Raw genomic sequence first — 13533 nt, 5'->3', positions numbered from 1 at the left:
ATCCGGCGCGGAAACCGCCCCTAGAGTCGCTGCCATGACCGCGCTCGAACAGCACTCCGAACTCAGCCACGAACTGCTCACCATGAAGGCCGCGGACCAGGCCGCCGCGCCCAAGGCCAACAGCGACGACCCGGCCCGGCAGCTCGCCTGGCGGCGGCTGACCGCACAGCACGGCGACCGGCTGCGCACCCTGCTGGAGCAGCACGGGCACTGGCCGACCGCCGAGGAGGTCGGCGAGGAAGCGGCCCTGGGCGCCTGGCTGGTGGCCCAGCACGCGGACCGGCAGCTGGAGGTGCAGCGGCTGGCCCTGCGGCTGCTGGAGCGGGCCGTCGAGGACGGCTCCGCCGGGCCGGAAGGCCCAGGAAGGCTCGCCTTCCTGGGCGACCGGCTGCACGTCAACGCGGGCCTGCCGCAGCGCTACGGCACCCAGATCCAGGGCGTCACCGCCGACGGAGCCCCGATTCCCTGGCCGGTCGAGGACCCGGAGAAGCTGGATGCCCACCGGGCGGAGGCAGGCATTCCGCCGTTCACGGAGTACACCGCGCAGCACGCACCGAAGAGCTGACCCGCGCCGCCGCAGAGCAGCGCCACACGCCGGGGGTCAGACGGTCAGCACCACCTTGCCGAACAGATCGCCCTCCGCCATCTTCGCGAAGCCCTCGCGGGCGCGGTCCAGCGGAAGCACGGAGTCGATGACGGGCCTTACGCCCTTGGCTGCGCAGAAGTTCAGCAGTCCCGCCAGCTCTTCCTTGGTGCCCATGGTGGAGCCGACCACCTTCAGCTCCAGGAAGAAGATCCGGTTCAGCTCGGCGGCGGGCGGGTTGGGGCCGCTGGTGGCGCCGGAGATCACCAGAGTGCCGCCGGGGCGCAGCGACTTGACCGAGTGCGACCAGGTGGCGGCGCCCACCGTCTCCAGTACGGCGTCCACCTTGTGCGGCAGTCGGGCGCCCGCCTCCACGGCGGCCTCGGCCCCGAGCTCCAGCGCCCGCTTCCGCTTGGACTCCTCCCGGCTGGTGGCGAAGACCCGCAGCCCCGCGGCGGCGCCCAGCACGATGGCGGCGGTGGCCACCCCGCCGCCCGCCCCCTGCACCAGCACGGAGTCCCCGGGCCGGACCCCGGCGTTGGTGAACAGCATCCGGTACGCCGTCAGCCAGGCCGTCGGCAGACAGGCCGCCTCCTCGAAGGACAGCTCCTTCGGCTTCGGCAGGACGTTCCACTGCGGTACGGCGACCCGCTCGGCGAACGTGCCCTGATAGCGCTCGGTGAGGATCGACCGGGGCTCGCGCGGGCCCACCCCGTGCCCGGTCTGCCCGATGACGGAGTGGAGCACGACCTCGTTGCCGTCGTCGTCGATCCCGGCCGCGTCGCAGCCGAGGATCATCGGCAGCGACTCCTCACCGAGCCCCACGCCGCGCAGCGACCACAGGTCGTGATGGTTGAGCGATGCCGCCTTCACCGCCACGGTCATCCACCCGGGCGGCACCTTGGGCTCCGGCCTCTCCCCCAGCTCCAACCCGTCGAGCGGCGCTTCCTTGTCGATACGAGCGGCGTAAGCAGCAAACATGCCCCGACGCTACGCCGCACTGTCCGCCCGGGGACAGACCAACCAGCTCCCGAGCGACCCATCTCACGCCGTCAGCGCACGTAGTCCTTGAACTTCGTCGTATCCAGGGTGAAGTCGACCGGATCGGGCAGCTCGACCGGTTCGCCGAAGGTCACGGTGTGGGTGTCGCGGTAATGGCCCCGTTCCGGACCGCTGTGCACGGTGACGGTGCAGGAGTCCCGGTCGATCAACAGGTATACGGGGATTCCGGCCTGGGCGTACGCCCTGGGCTTCTCCCACCGGTCGCGCTGGTCGGTGTCGTGGTCGTACGAGGTGACCTCCGCCGTCATCAGGACGCCTTCGGTGTCCGACCACTCGCCATGCCCTGCGAAGTGACCGTCGGGAGCCAGCACACCGTCCGGGCGCGCCCGCCCCTTGCGATACGCCTCCACCACCAAGCCCCGCTCGGGGTACAGCCACAGTTCCGGGCGATGCTGCATGCACTGCCTCTGCACCCACTTGATGATCTCGTCGTGATCTCCGTCCGGCACCTTCTTGACCCCGATCTGTCCGCCGAGGAACTCCAGCGTGACGGTCTCGGGGGCCCCGGAGGCGAGTTGCTCGAACTCCTCCACGGCCATCTGCCCTGCGGGCTTGTGCGCGTTCCGCTCGACCATAACCGTCATGTTGGCACCTCCTTCCTTGTCGGGGACAGTCTTGGCGGACCGGACGGCTTGTCGTACCGATTCACCCGTCCGGTACTCCGAACGGGTGATCCACTCGCTCCGCGGCGGGTCAGCCGTTCAGCGGCATGGCGTCGGCCAGGGTGCGCCACTCCTCGCGGGGAAGTTCGGTGCCGACGTTCGGAGTGACCACCTGGAGCGCGACATGGTCGGCGCCGGCGGCGAAGAACTCGTCCACGCGGGCGCGGACGGCCTCCGCGTCACCGATGGCGTAGACAGCGTCGACGAGGCGTTCGCTGCCGCCGTCCTCGAAGTCGGACTCGGCGAAGCCCAGGCGCAGCAGGCTGTTTCGGTAGTTGGCCAGGCCCAGATAGAAGGAGAGGTATCCGCGTGCGGTCGCATAGGCCTCGGCGCGGTCGGCGCCCGGACGCTGGAGGACGACCTTCAGCTCGGGGGCGAGCACCGGGTCGGCACCGAGGATGTCGCGGGCTTCCGAGGTGTGCTGGGTGGTGACGAGGTAGGGCAGGGCGCCCAGCGAACGCTCGGCCGCCAGCCGCAGCATCTTCGGCCCGAGCGCCGCCAGCGCGCGCCCCGTGGCGGGCACCGGGCGCGCGGCGTTGTCGAGCACGTCGAGGTAGGAGCGCATGGCCGAGTAGGGGCGATCGGCCAGCGGGTGGTCGAGCGTGTGACCGGTCTGCGCCTCCGGGTGGCTGACGCCGAGGCCGAGCAGGAAGCGGCCGCCGTACTCGTCCGTCAGCTGCGCGTGCCGGGCGGCCACCTCGGGGGCCGCATGCTGCCAGATGCTGAGGATGCTGGTACCGACCGTCGCCCGCGAGGTCGCGGCCAGCAACTGGTGCGCCATGTCCGGCGAGGGGCTGCCGCCGATCCAGAGGGTGCCGTAGCCCAGCTCCTCCAGTTCGACGGCGGCCTCCTCGACCTGCGGCCGCCGTTCGGCGTCGTCCGTGCGCAGCGCGCCCGCCCAGATGCCGACCTTGCCGAGATGTGCGTTGTATGCCATGGCGGACACAGCATCACATCGGCGCCCGCTATTCCAGCAACGGCGGCCACACGCACAACGTCAGCCGCGCCGCCGACGCTCCCTACAGCACCTTCGACAGGAACGACTTGGTCCGCTCGTGCTGCGGGTTGCCCAGCACGTCCTTGGGGTCGCCGGACTCGACGACGACGCCGCCGTCCATGAACACCAGTGAGTCGCCGACCTCCCGCGCGAAGCCCATCTCGTGGGTAACGACGACCATCGTCATACCGTCCCGGGCCAGCGCCTTCATCACGTCGAGCACCTCGCCCACCAGTTCGGGGTCGAGCGCGGAGGTCGGCTCGTCGAAGAGCATCAGCTTGGGATCCATGGCCAGCGCCCGTGCGATGGCGACGCGCTGCTGCTGGCCGCCGGAGAGCTGCGCGGGGTAGCTGTCGACCTTGTCGGCCAGTCCCACCCGGTCCAGCAGCTCGGTGGCCCGCCGCCGGGCCTCGGACCGCGGGGTCCGCTTAACCTGGACGGGCGCCTCCATCACGTTCTCCACCGCCGTCATGTGCGGGAAGAGGTTGAAGCGCTGGAAGACCATGCCGATGTCGCGCCGCTGGGCCGCGACCTCGCGGTCCCGCAGCTCGTAGAGCCTGCCGCCCTTCTCGCGATAGCCGACGAGCGTGCCGTCGACGTACAGCCGCCCGGCGTTGATCTTCTCCAGGTGGTTGATGCACCGCAGGAAGGTGGACTTGCCGGAACCGGAGGGGCCGACGACGCAGAAGACCTCGCCGGTCTTCACCTCCAGGTCGATGCCCTTGAGGACCTCGACGTGCCCGAACGACTTGCAGACGCGTTCGGCCTTGACCATCGTGCTCATGCGCCCTGCACCCCCGATCCCGTGCCGCGGCCCATGGTGAAAAGGTTCTTCCGTACGCGCTGCCACGGGGTGTCGGGCAGTTGGCGGAGGGAGCCGCGCGCGTAGCGCCGCTCCAGGTAGTACTGGCCCACGCTGAAGATGCTGGTGATGACCAGGTACCAGATGGTGGCCACCAACAGCAGCTCCACGACCGCGCTGGAGTTGTTGCCGATGTTCTGTCCCTTGCGCAGCAGTTCCTCGTACATCACGACGGAACACAGCGAAGAGGTCTTCAACAGGTTGATGAACTCGTTGCCGGTAGGCGGCACGATCACCCGCATCGCCTGGGGCAGCACGATGCGGCGCATGTTCTGCGCCTGGGTCATGCCCAGCGCCTGCGAGGCCTCGGTCTGGCCCTCGTCCACCGACTGGATACCGGCCCGGCAGATCTCCGCCATGTACGCGGCCTCGTTGAGACCGAGGCCGAGGAGCGCCGCCATGAACGGAGTCATGACGTCGGTCATCTCGTCCTTGTAGATGGGCATGATGTTGAGGACCGGGAAGATCAGGGCCAGGTTGAACCACAGCAGCAGCTGTACGTAGACGGGCGTCCCGCGGAAGAACCAGATGTAGCCCCAGGCGACGGACGAGGTCACCGGGTTCTTCGACATCCGCATGACCGCGAGGACGATGCCGAGGACCAGCCCCATGATCATCGAGAGCACGCTGACGACGAGCGTGTTCTTGACGCCCTGGAGGATCTGGTCGTCGAAGAAGAAGTCGCCCACGGCCTGCCAGCGCAGCCCCTCGGCGGTGGCGAAAGCGCGGACGATCAGCGCCAGCAGCCCGAGCACCACGACGGCGGACACATACCGCCCGTAGTGCCGTACGGGTATGGCCTTGATGGCCTCCGGGGCCGCCTTCGACGGGGGTGCCCCGCCGGAGGGCATCTTCTCGGTGGTGGGTGGTGTCACGGGGGCTTGCCTCTCAGCGTCCTCGGCGTCCTGCGGGTGTGTCGGTTGAGTCTTCGCCGCGTGGCTCAGCCACCGGCGTTGATGGTGGCCTTCTTCACGCCGCCGTCCTGGACGCCCCACTTCTCCAGCGCCCTCTTGTACGAGCCGTCCTCGATGATCGCGTTCATGGCGGCCTTGAGGGCGTCGCGGAGCTTCTTGTTGTCCTTGCTGACGGCCATGCCGTAGGGCGCCGACTGCATCTGCTCGCCGACGACCTCGAAGTCGGCGCCGGACTTGGCGGCGTTTGCGGCGACCGGGAAGTCGGAGATGTCGGCGACGACACCTCCGGTCTTCAGCCGCACCCGGGCCTCGTCGTCCGTGTTGTACGGCTCGATGTCGATCTTCTTCTTGCCGGCCTTGACGCACTTCTTCGTCTGCGCCTTGAGGATCTCGTGCGAGGTGGTGCCGCGCTGGGTGGCCACCTTCTTGCCGCACATCTGGTCGACCGACTCGATCTTCTCCGGATTGCCCTTCTTGACCAGGATCGAGGAGCCCGCGGAGAGGTAGTCGACGAAGTCGACGCCCTTGCCCGCCTTCTTGCCCTTGTCGTCCAGGCCCTCCTGGCGGTCCTTGGTGTCCGTCATCGAGGACATGATCATGTCGAAGCGGCCGGTCTGCATGGAGGTGATCAGGCCGTCGAAGGTGCCGTTGGTGAACTCGAAACGGACACCGAGCTTCTTGCCCATCGCCTCGGCGAGGTCGGGGTCGAGGCCGACGATCTCGGCCCCTTCCTTGTACTCCATGGGCTTGTACGCGGCGTCCGTGCCGACCTTGATGACGCCCGCACTGCGGATCTTGTCGGGCAGCATGGCGTTCAGCTTGCCGCTTCCGCCGCCGGAGCCGCCGCTCGCGCCGTCGGTCTGGTCACCGCAGCCGGCCAGCAGCAGGGCGCCGCTGACCGCGAGGGCCACCGGCACGATCCCGGCACGCCGCGTGGCCACACGTGCGGCCCGGCCGGCAGTCATGAGCCTGCTTACGGTCATGGGCGGGTCCTCCTGGGATGCGGGGGAAGCCGTGGGGTCGGGCACACACCTTCGGATGTCGCGACCGTGTCCGACGGATGAACGGATGAACGATGGGGGGCATCTTGCCATCCGGACAAGCGGCAGCAGGACGCCTCCGAGGTCAAAATCGGATAACGGATACTCGACTCCGATTACAGGGCACGGCGAAAGGCCGTAAAGGGGGCGACCGACCGAAGTGCGGTCCCTCACACCGGCCGCCTGTCTCACTCCGCGGACTTCGAGCCGGAGTCGAGACACTTTGCCCCGCATTCCGCCAGCTTGGATACCGGTACGGCCAGAAGTAGGTCGTCCCCGGCGGCCGGTGTCGGGTAGAAAGGTCGATTACACCCCTCACCCGGGGACCAGGGCGCGTGTGCGGCGCGCCCGGCGTCCGTACCTCCCTCCGGGCCGCGACAGGCCGCTCGCCCGGGAATCGGACGTGGTGCCCGCCCGTTCCTCACCGCAGGGAGCGGTCACCCTCACACAGATTCGACAAAGGGGTTCAACACAGTGGCAGCGGAGATCGTCAATCAGAAGGACGGGCTGGAGTCGGACGTGATCGATCCGGCGTTCGCCCTGCACCGGGGCGGCAAAATGGCCGTCCAGGCGACCGTGCCGGTGCGGGACGCCGACGACCTGTCCCTCGCCTACACGCCGGGCGTCGCCAAGGTCTGCAGCGCCATCGCCGAACAGCCCGAGCTCGTCGACGACTACACCTGGAAGTCCCAGGTCGTCGCGGTGGTGACCGACGGCAGCGCGGTGCTCGGTCTGGGCGACATCGGCCCGGGTGCCTCACTCCCGGTCATGGAGGGCAAGGCCATCCTCTTCAAGCAGTTCGGCGGCGTCGACGCGGTGCCGCTCGCGCTGGACACCCAGGACACGGACGAGATCGTGGAGACGGTGGCGCGGCTCGCGCCGTCCTTCGGCGGCGTCAACCTGGAGGACATCTCGGCACCCCGGTGCTTCGAGATCGAGGCCCGCCTCAAGGAGCGGCTGGATATTCCGGTCTTCCACGACGACCAGCACGGAACGGCCATCGTCACGCTGGCGGCGCTGCGCAACGCGGCGAAGCTGAGCGGCCGCGCGCTGGGCTCGCTGCGTGCCGTCATCTCCGGGGCGGGCGCCGCCGGTGTCGCCATCGCGAAGATCCTCGTCGAGGCGGGCATCGGGGACGTCGCGGTCTGCGACCGCAAGGGTGTCGTCTCCGAGGACCGCGACGACCTCACCCAGGTCAAGCGGGAACTGGCCGGCTTCACCAACAAGGCGGGCCTCTCCGGCTCCCTGGACGCCGCGCTGGAGGGCGCCGATGTGTTCATCGGCGTCAGCGGCGGCACGGTGCCCGAGGAGGCCGTCGCGACGATGGCGGAGGGTTCGTTCATCTTCGCCATGGCCAACCCCAACCCGGAGATCCACCCCGACGTGGCCCGCAAGTACGCGGCCGTCGTGGCCACCGGGCGCAGCGACTACCCGAACCAGATCAACAACGTGCTGGCGTTCCCGGGCATCTTCGCCGGAGCGCTGCAGGTCCGTGCCACGGACATCACCGAGGGCATGAAGCTGGCCGCCGCCGAGGCGCTCGCCGCCGTGGTCGCCGACGAGCTGAGCGCGGACCGGGTGATCCCCTCCCCCTTCGACGAGCGGGTGGCACCTGCGGTGACCTCCGCCGTTGCGGCTGCGGCGCGAGCGGAAGGCGTCGCGCGGCGTTAGCCAAACATTTCGGGGCGCCCCCTCGCCGGTGTCCGGTGAGGGGGCGCCCCTGTCGGTTGCCTGCTGACTGCTGGTTGTTTGTGGCTGGTCGCGCGGTTCCCCGCACCCCTGAAGGGGAGCCCTCCTGCGCTTGCCGGCCCCCATGCGGGGCGCGTCAGCGCAGGCCGAGGACGATCGCGTCAGTGGGGGAGGCCCACACCGTGCGGGACTCGGCGAAGCCGACCTCCCGCAGGGTGGACGCGTGCCACGCCGCGGTCTGGAACTCCTCGTTGTTGTGGTCGTGCCGCACCTCGGCGGGGTTCCCGAACAGCGCGAACCGCTCCTGGGCGACCGCCGCCAGCGCGGGGTCCTCGGAGAGCGCCCGCCACCATCCGCTCCAGTCGAGCGCGCCCTCCGCCAGCCGCCGCTTGCGCTGCTCCTCCTCGTAGATGTGCACAGCGGCGTTGATGCGCGGTGTCGACTCGTCCGGCATGTGGTCGGCGTTCATGAAGACGCCGCCTTCCCGTACCACCCCGGCGAGCCGGCCGTAGAGGGCGCGCAGCGGCTCGGTGTGCATCCAGTGCAGTGCCGTGGCGGTCAGTACGGCGTCGTAGGGTCCCTCGGGCAGCAGGGTGGGCCAGTCCGGGTCGCTCAGGTCGGCCGTCACGAAGGTGGCCCGCCGGTCACCGGCGAAGGTGCCGCGCGCGATGGACAGCAGTGCGGGGTCGCGGTCGACCCCGACAGTCGTCGCGTTCGGCATCCGCCGCAGAACCCGGTCCGAGATACTGCCCGTACCACAGGCGAGGTCGAGCACCCGGGGTTCGGGGCCCACCAGGGCCTCGGTCATGTCGAGCATGACCCGGAACCGCTCCTCACGGTCGGGCAGGTACCACTCCTGTTGCCGGTCCCAACTCTCCTGCCAGCGCTTCCAGTCGGCCTCGTTCAGTGCGTGGGTCGTCATACCTGCCCTCCGCCGTAATACGCTCGTGGTGGATTCAGCTATTACCGACAATAGAACGCCCGCCGTAAGGATCACAAGTGGAACTGAACTATTACTCAGATCTGGCAGTGCGCCTGGTGAACAGTGAGCAACCCGAGCGCGGGGAAGACACCCTCACTTCTGTCGAGGCTGTCCGCGAACTCTTCGGGTCGCACGGGACCATGGCCCGGCGGGCGACCGAGGCCGACGTCAACCGGCTCCGCGCGGTACGCACCCGGCTGCGCGCCGTCTTCACCGCGGCCTCCGAGGGCGACGAGGTGCGCGCCGTCGATCTGCTCAACGCGCTGCTGATGGAGTTCCCGACCAGTCCGCAGATCTCCGGACACGGCGACCTGGACGACGACGGGCGTCCGCGCTGGCACATGCATCTCGCCGAGCAGCCCGCCAACGCCACCGCCGCCTACGCGGCGACGGCCTGCATGGGGCTCGCCTTCCACCTCACCGACCTGGGCGTCGACCGGCTGGGGATCTGCCAGGCGACCCCCTGCCGCAACGCCTATCTGGACACCTCGACCAACCGCTCGCGCCGCTACTGCTCCGACCGCTGCGCGACCCGCGCCAACGTGGCGGCCTACCGCGCCCGCAAGCGCCTGGAGAGCAGCCCGGCCGCTCCCGAGGACGCACCCTCGACGGGCGGACGCGACCGCAGCGGCCCGACCAGCGGCCGCACGGCCGAGGCCGACCAGCGGGCAACGGAGCGCGGCGAGCGCTGAAGCCCGCGCGGCGGGCGCAGCCGCAGCCACGCCCTGGCCACGACGAGGTCGTCGGGGACCACGCCGAACTCCCGGCTGTCGTTCTTCACCCGCGGGTTGTCGCCCCGTACCCACCAGCCGCCGGAGCGCCGCTCGGTGGCGCGTTTGACGATGAGCAGATCGTGCTGGAAGGGATGGCGCAGTACGACCACGTCACCCGGACGTACGGCGGCGCCGTAGGTGACGACCAGTTGATCCCCGGGCAAGAGGGTCGGCTCCATCGAGGGGTTGTAGACCTCGGCAAGTCCGATCCGCTTCAGCAGCCCACCGTGCCCGCCCCGCTCCGGGTCCTGCGCATCGTGGGTCGGCCCGCGCTGCGGCGTACGCTCCGGCATCTTCTGCGCCTCCGGTCCCAAGGCCGCCTCCGGCCCGATTACTCCAGCAGATCCAGCCCGTCACTGGACTTTTGTCCTAAGCCCGTGGGGGCACACGCGAAAAGGCTTCCCACACGGAGTAATCTCGCACGTGAGAAGACGATCACGAGGAAGGATGGCTTTTATGCTCTCCCGACTGTTCGCCCCCAAGGTGCGCGTCAGTGCCCATTGTGACCTGCCGTGCGGCGTCTACGACCCGGCGCAGGCCCGGATCGAGGCCGAGTCCGTGAAGGCCATTCAGGAGAAGTACCAGGCCAACGACGACCCGCACTTCCGGGCCCGGGCCACCACGATCAAGGAGGAGCGCGCGGAGCTCGCCAAGCACCACGTCTCGGTGCTGTGGAGCGACTACTTCAAGCCGCCGCACTTCGAGAAGTACCCGGAGCTGCACCAGCTGGTGAACGACACCCTCAAGGCGCTCAGCACGGCCAAGGGGTCCACCGACCCGGCGACCGGGCAGAAGGCGCTGGACTACATCGCCCAGATCGACAAGATCTTCTGGGAGACCAAGAAGGGCTGAACGCCTTTCGAACCCACCGGCCGGCGCCATCCGCGCCGGAAGGTCGTCCGGGCCCGCTCACCAGGTCACCGGGAGCCCGACGGGTCCTCTGATGAGCACGCTGCGCTGCCAGGCGATCTCCTGGGCGGGCACGGCGAGCCGCAGCCCGGGCAGCCGGCGCAGCAGGGTGGACAACAGCACTTCGGCCTCCATCCGGGCCAGCAGCGGCGCCACGCAGTGGTGGGGCCCGTTCCCGAAGGCCAGATGCGGCGGGCCCTGGCGGTCGAGGTCGATCGCGTCGGGGTCGGGGAAGTGCCCAGGGTCCCGGCACGCGGCCACGTACGACACCTGGACCACCTCGCCGCGGCGGATCAGCACACCGGAGACCTCCACGTCCTCGGTGGCGATCCGCGGCTGCCCCACCCCGTTCTTGTGCGGGATCCACCGCAGCAGTTCCTCGACCGCCTGCGGCACCATCTCCGGCTCGGACAGCAGCCGCTCGCGCAGCTCGGCGCGGGTCAGCAGCAGATACACCATGTTGGAGACGTTGTTACGCACCGCGTGCCAGCCGTTGAGCCCGATCAGCGTGGCCAGTGCGAGCAGTTCCTCCTCGTCGATACGGCCCGCTTCGACCGCCTCCACCATCCGCGTCATCAGGTCGTCGGCCGGCCGGTTCCGGCGCTGTGCCGCCAGCGCGCGGAAGTACCCGGACGCCGCGGCCTTCGCCTGCTGGGCACGTTCGAGGCCCGCCTGGTCAGTTGCCCGGGTGAGCACCACTTCGGCCCAGTTCCGCAGCTGCGGCCGGTCCTCGGGCGGGGTGCCGAGCACCTCGCCCACCACTGCCAGCGGAAAGGGTGAGACGACGGAACGCACGACATCGGCCCGAGGTCCGGCCGCCAGCATGTCGTCCACCAGCCCGTCCAGGATCGTCTGTGCCCGGGGGCGCAGCCGTTCGACCGCGCGCCGGGTGAAGGCGGGGGCCACCACGGAGCGCACCCGGGCGTGGTCGGGCGGATCGACAAAGCTCACGGCCCGGTCCAGCGGGATGAGGTGTCTGGTCATCCGGGGCGTGGGGCGACCGGTGATGTCCCGGGTGAACCGGGGGTCCGAGGTGACGAACCGGACATCGTCGTAGCGCGTGGCCAGCCAGCAGTCCCCCTCCCCGTACGGCAGCCGGATACGGGAGACCGGCGCGTCCAGGGCGTTCCGCAGGAACGGATCGAACGTCAGCTCGGGCGGGCTGTCCGGAACCTCGTACAGCGGGCACTCCGACACATTCATCCCTCCTCGGCCCCGCGCGGGCCGTGCCGGAGCGGGGTGAGCTGTTCGATGTCGTAGCGGGCGCGCAGTGCGGCGACGACCTCCGCGTCCGGGGGCTCCCCCGTGGCGAGGATGTCCAGCAGTTCCTCGAAGTACCGCTCGTGATCCGGCGGTGGTGCCGACTGGAACAGCATCCGGGCGGGGGACCCGGTCGGATTGGCGAACGCGTGCGGGCAGCCCGGCGGCACCAGTACGACGGTGCCGGGTACGGCGCGGACGACGCGGTCGCCCGCGGCCGACCGCCACTCCCGCCAGCTGTCGCCGCTGCGGACCAGCGGCTCGAAGGCAAAGATGTCCAGTTCGCCCTCCAGCACGTAGAAGAACTCCTCGCTGCGGGCGTGGACGTGCGCACCGACGTCGAAGCCGGGCGGTACGACCACCTCGAAGCTGGAGGCGGTACGCGAGTGCTGCCCCGTCACCTTGAAGGTGACCTGCTGGGCAGCGGTCCGTACGGTGCGGCCCCGACCCGGTGGCACCACCAGGCCGGTGCTCGGCCCGGAGCGCGGCTCCGGTGCCGCGTGCTCGTGTCCGGTACTGGTCATGAGGGACTCAGGGCTCCTTCGGCAGGACTCTCGGGGACGGTTGTCGGGGCCGTCCGCCACCGGCCCAGCGCCATCTCCGCCGTGATGCCGGGCCCGAATCCGGCCAGCAGCCCCCGCGCCCCGTCGCCGGGCCCGCCCTCCTCGAAGAGCCTGCGGAGGGCGTCCAGCACGACGACGCTGGCCGTGTTGCCGTACTCGGTCAGCGTGGCCCGGCTGAACCGGAAGGCGTCTTGCGGCACCTCCAGATACGCCCCCAGATCGAGCAGGATGCGGGGGCCGCCGGCGTGCACGATGTAGAAGTCCAGTGCGGTGACGTCCCAGCCGTGGAGTGCCGCCAGCTCGCCCAGCGCCGGCGCGAGCGGCCCCATGGTGGACGGCACCCGCTTGTCCAGTACGAAGTGGAAGCCGGTGGAACGTACGTCGTAGGAGATCCAGGCCTCGGTCTTCGGGATCAGGTAGGAGCCGTTGCGCTCCAGCCGGATCCCTGTCCCGCCCGCGCCGCGGACCACCGCGGCGGCCAGCCCGTCCCCGAACAGGCCGTTGGACAGCAGCGAGCCGATCCCCACATCGGTCGGCTGGTAGCACAGGGAGCAGAACTCGCACGCGACGATGAGCGCGTTCGCTTCGGGGTGTGCCGTGCAGAAGTCGTGTGCCCGGTTGATCGCCGCTCCGCCGCCCGCGCACCCCAGCTGAGCGATGGGCAGCTGGCGGGTCGTGGAGCGGAACCCCTGGGTGTTGATCAGCCACGCGGTGAGCGAGGGCATCATGAAGCCCGTGCAGGACACGTAGACGATGAGGTCGATGTCCTCCGCGCCCAGCTCGGCGGACCGCAGCGCCCGGGAGACCACCTGCGGTACCCGGGCCTTGGCCTCGGACTCGTAGACCGCGTTCCGGGCCTCGAAGCCGGGGTGGCTGAGCGTCAGGTCCAGGGGCTGTACGAGGTGTCTCGTCCGGACGCCGGTGTTCTCGATCAGCCGGAGCGCCAGCGGGAGTTGAGGGTGGTCAGCGTGCCGTGAACGTGCGAGTGCGAGTGTGTCCGCCATCGTGATCACATGTGGCGGGACCTGCACAGCAGGCCTGCACAATGTCGCCATGGAAGGTACAACGACGGTCCGACACCGAGGGATACTCCACCTAAAGAGGGGCAACTGACCACCTAACGGCCACAGTTGCCTTCCTGGGCACCAACCGCACCATAGGGGACAGACCGCCACGCCGCCGTTCCCCACGGCGCCGCACCCGCGCAGCCCGGCCCCCCCCCCCCCCCCCCCCCGCC

At 69.8% G+C, this 13533-nt stretch carries 13 protein-coding genes and 2 pseudogenes; 4 read left to right on the top strand and 11 right to left on the bottom strand.

The genetic code is table 11. The features are described 5' to 3' along the window. Nucleotides 1–34 precede the first annotated feature (34 nt). Entirely contained in the window at nt 35–565 is a 531-nt protein-coding gene (locus tag KBY19_RS05310; RefSeq protein WP_210965260.1) for a DUF6624 domain-containing protein, read from the top strand. Nucleotides 566–601: 36 nt separating this feature from the next. Here the strand turns inward: KBY19_RS05310 and KBY19_RS05305 are convergent, their stop codons facing one another. The 6 genes from KBY19_RS05305 to KBY19_RS05280 form a co-directional block, all read right to left on the bottom strand. Next, on the bottom strand, nt 602–1564 hold the full coding sequence (locus tag KBY19_RS05305; RefSeq protein ID WP_099884098.1) for a zinc-binding dehydrogenase: 963 nt from the start codon (nt 1562–1564) through the stop codon (nt 602–604). Nucleotides 1565–1635: 71 nt separating this feature from the next. Beyond that, nucleotides 1636–2229, bottom strand: coding sequence for a Uma2 family endonuclease (locus tag KBY19_RS05300; RefSeq protein WP_099884096.1), 594 nt, complete (start codon nt 2227–2229; stop codon nt 1636–1638). 109 nt (nt 2230–2338) lie between these two features. Next, nucleotides 2339–3244, bottom strand: a complete 906-nt coding sequence (locus KBY19_RS05295; protein WP_099884094.1) for a TIGR03620 family F420-dependent LLM class oxidoreductase — start codon at nt 3242–3244, stop codon at nt 2339–2341. An 82-nt stretch (nt 3245–3326) separates the two neighbouring features. After that, complete coding sequence (locus tag KBY19_RS05290) at nt 3327–4088, bottom strand: amino acid ABC transporter ATP-binding protein (RefSeq protein WP_282103016.1); 762 nt, start codon at nt 4086–4088, stop codon at nt 3327–3329. Further along, nucleotides 4085–5017, bottom strand: a complete 933-nt coding sequence (locus tag KBY19_RS05285; RefSeq protein WP_099886774.1) for an amino acid ABC transporter permease — start codon at nt 5015–5017, stop codon at nt 4085–4087. Before KBY19_RS05285 ends, KBY19_RS05290 begins: the two co-directional genes overlap by 4 nt. An 89-nt stretch (nt 5018–5106) precedes the next feature. Further along, the gene (locus KBY19_RS05280) at nt 5107–6063 is read right to left on the bottom strand and encodes an ABC transporter substrate-binding protein (protein ID WP_247690623.1); all 957 of its coding nucleotides are present in this window, start codon (nt 6061–6063) and stop codon (nt 5107–5109) included. Nucleotides 6064–6645: 582 nt separating this feature from the next. Here KBY19_RS05280 and KBY19_RS05275 point away from each other — a divergent pair. Next, nucleotides 6646–7791: pseudogene (locus KBY19_RS05275) on the top strand (NADP-dependent malic enzyme); the annotation flags it as partial. 154 nt (nt 7792–7945) lie between these two features. On the opposite strand, the gene KBY19_RS05270 reads toward KBY19_RS05275, so the two are convergent. Further along, nucleotides 7946–8731 (bottom strand): trans-aconitate 2-methyltransferase, encoded by a 786-nt coding sequence (locus KBY19_RS05270; RefSeq protein ID WP_210965259.1) that lies wholly within the window; start codon nt 8729–8731, stop codon nt 7946–7948. Nucleotides 8732–8808: 77 nt separating this feature from the next. Here KBY19_RS05270 and KBY19_RS05265 point away from each other — a divergent pair, with 77 nt between their 5' ends. After that, entirely contained in the window at nt 8809–9483 is a 675-nt protein-coding gene (locus tag KBY19_RS05265; RefSeq protein ID WP_307842716.1) for a CGNR zinc finger domain-containing protein, read from the top strand. Here the strand turns inward: KBY19_RS05265 and sodX are convergent. Further along, nucleotides 9429–9857: pseudogene (sodX, locus tag KBY19_RS05260) on the bottom strand (nickel-type superoxide dismutase maturation protease); the annotation flags it as partial. The gene KBY19_RS05265 and the pseudogene sodX sit on opposite strands and share 55 nt — an antisense overlap. A 163-nt stretch (nt 9858–10020) precedes the next feature. Here sodX and sodN point away from each other — a divergent pair. Beyond that, nucleotides 10021–10416, top strand: a complete 396-nt coding sequence (gene sodN / locus KBY19_RS05255; protein ID WP_099884084.1) for a superoxide dismutase, Ni — start codon at nt 10021–10023, stop codon at nt 10414–10416. Nucleotides 10417–10473: 57 nt separating this feature from the next. Here the strand turns inward: sodN and KBY19_RS05250 are convergent, their stop codons facing one another. Genes KBY19_RS05250 through KBY19_RS05240 form a run of 3 tightly spaced genes read right to left on the bottom strand, consistent with a single transcriptional unit; the run spans nt 10474 to nt 13351 of the window. Next, entirely contained in the window at nt 10474–11676 is a 1203-nt protein-coding gene (locus KBY19_RS05250) for a cytochrome P450 (RefSeq protein WP_247690622.1), read from the bottom strand. Continuing rightward, nucleotides 11673–12257, bottom strand: coding sequence for a cupin domain-containing protein (locus KBY19_RS05245; RefSeq protein WP_099884080.1), 585 nt, complete (start codon nt 12255–12257; stop codon nt 11673–11675). The genes KBY19_RS05250 and KBY19_RS05245 overlap by 4 nt, the downstream gene beginning before the upstream one ends. Further along, nucleotides 12254–13351 (bottom strand): type III polyketide synthase, encoded by a 1098-nt coding sequence (locus KBY19_RS05240; RefSeq protein ID WP_099884078.1) that lies wholly within the window; start codon nt 13349–13351, stop codon nt 12254–12256. The genes KBY19_RS05245 and KBY19_RS05240 overlap by 4 nt, the downstream gene beginning before the upstream one ends. Nucleotides 13352–13533 lie beyond the last annotated feature (182 nt).

The sequence above is a fragment of the Streptomyces sp. B15 genome, from assembly GCF_018070605.1.
Taxonomy (GTDB): Bacteria; Actinomycetota; Actinomycetes; order Streptomycetales; family Streptomycetaceae; genus Streptomyces; species Streptomyces smyrnaeus.
The sequence above is the reverse complement of the archived record's forward strand: the minus strand, read 5'-3'. Positions and strand labels throughout refer to the sequence as shown.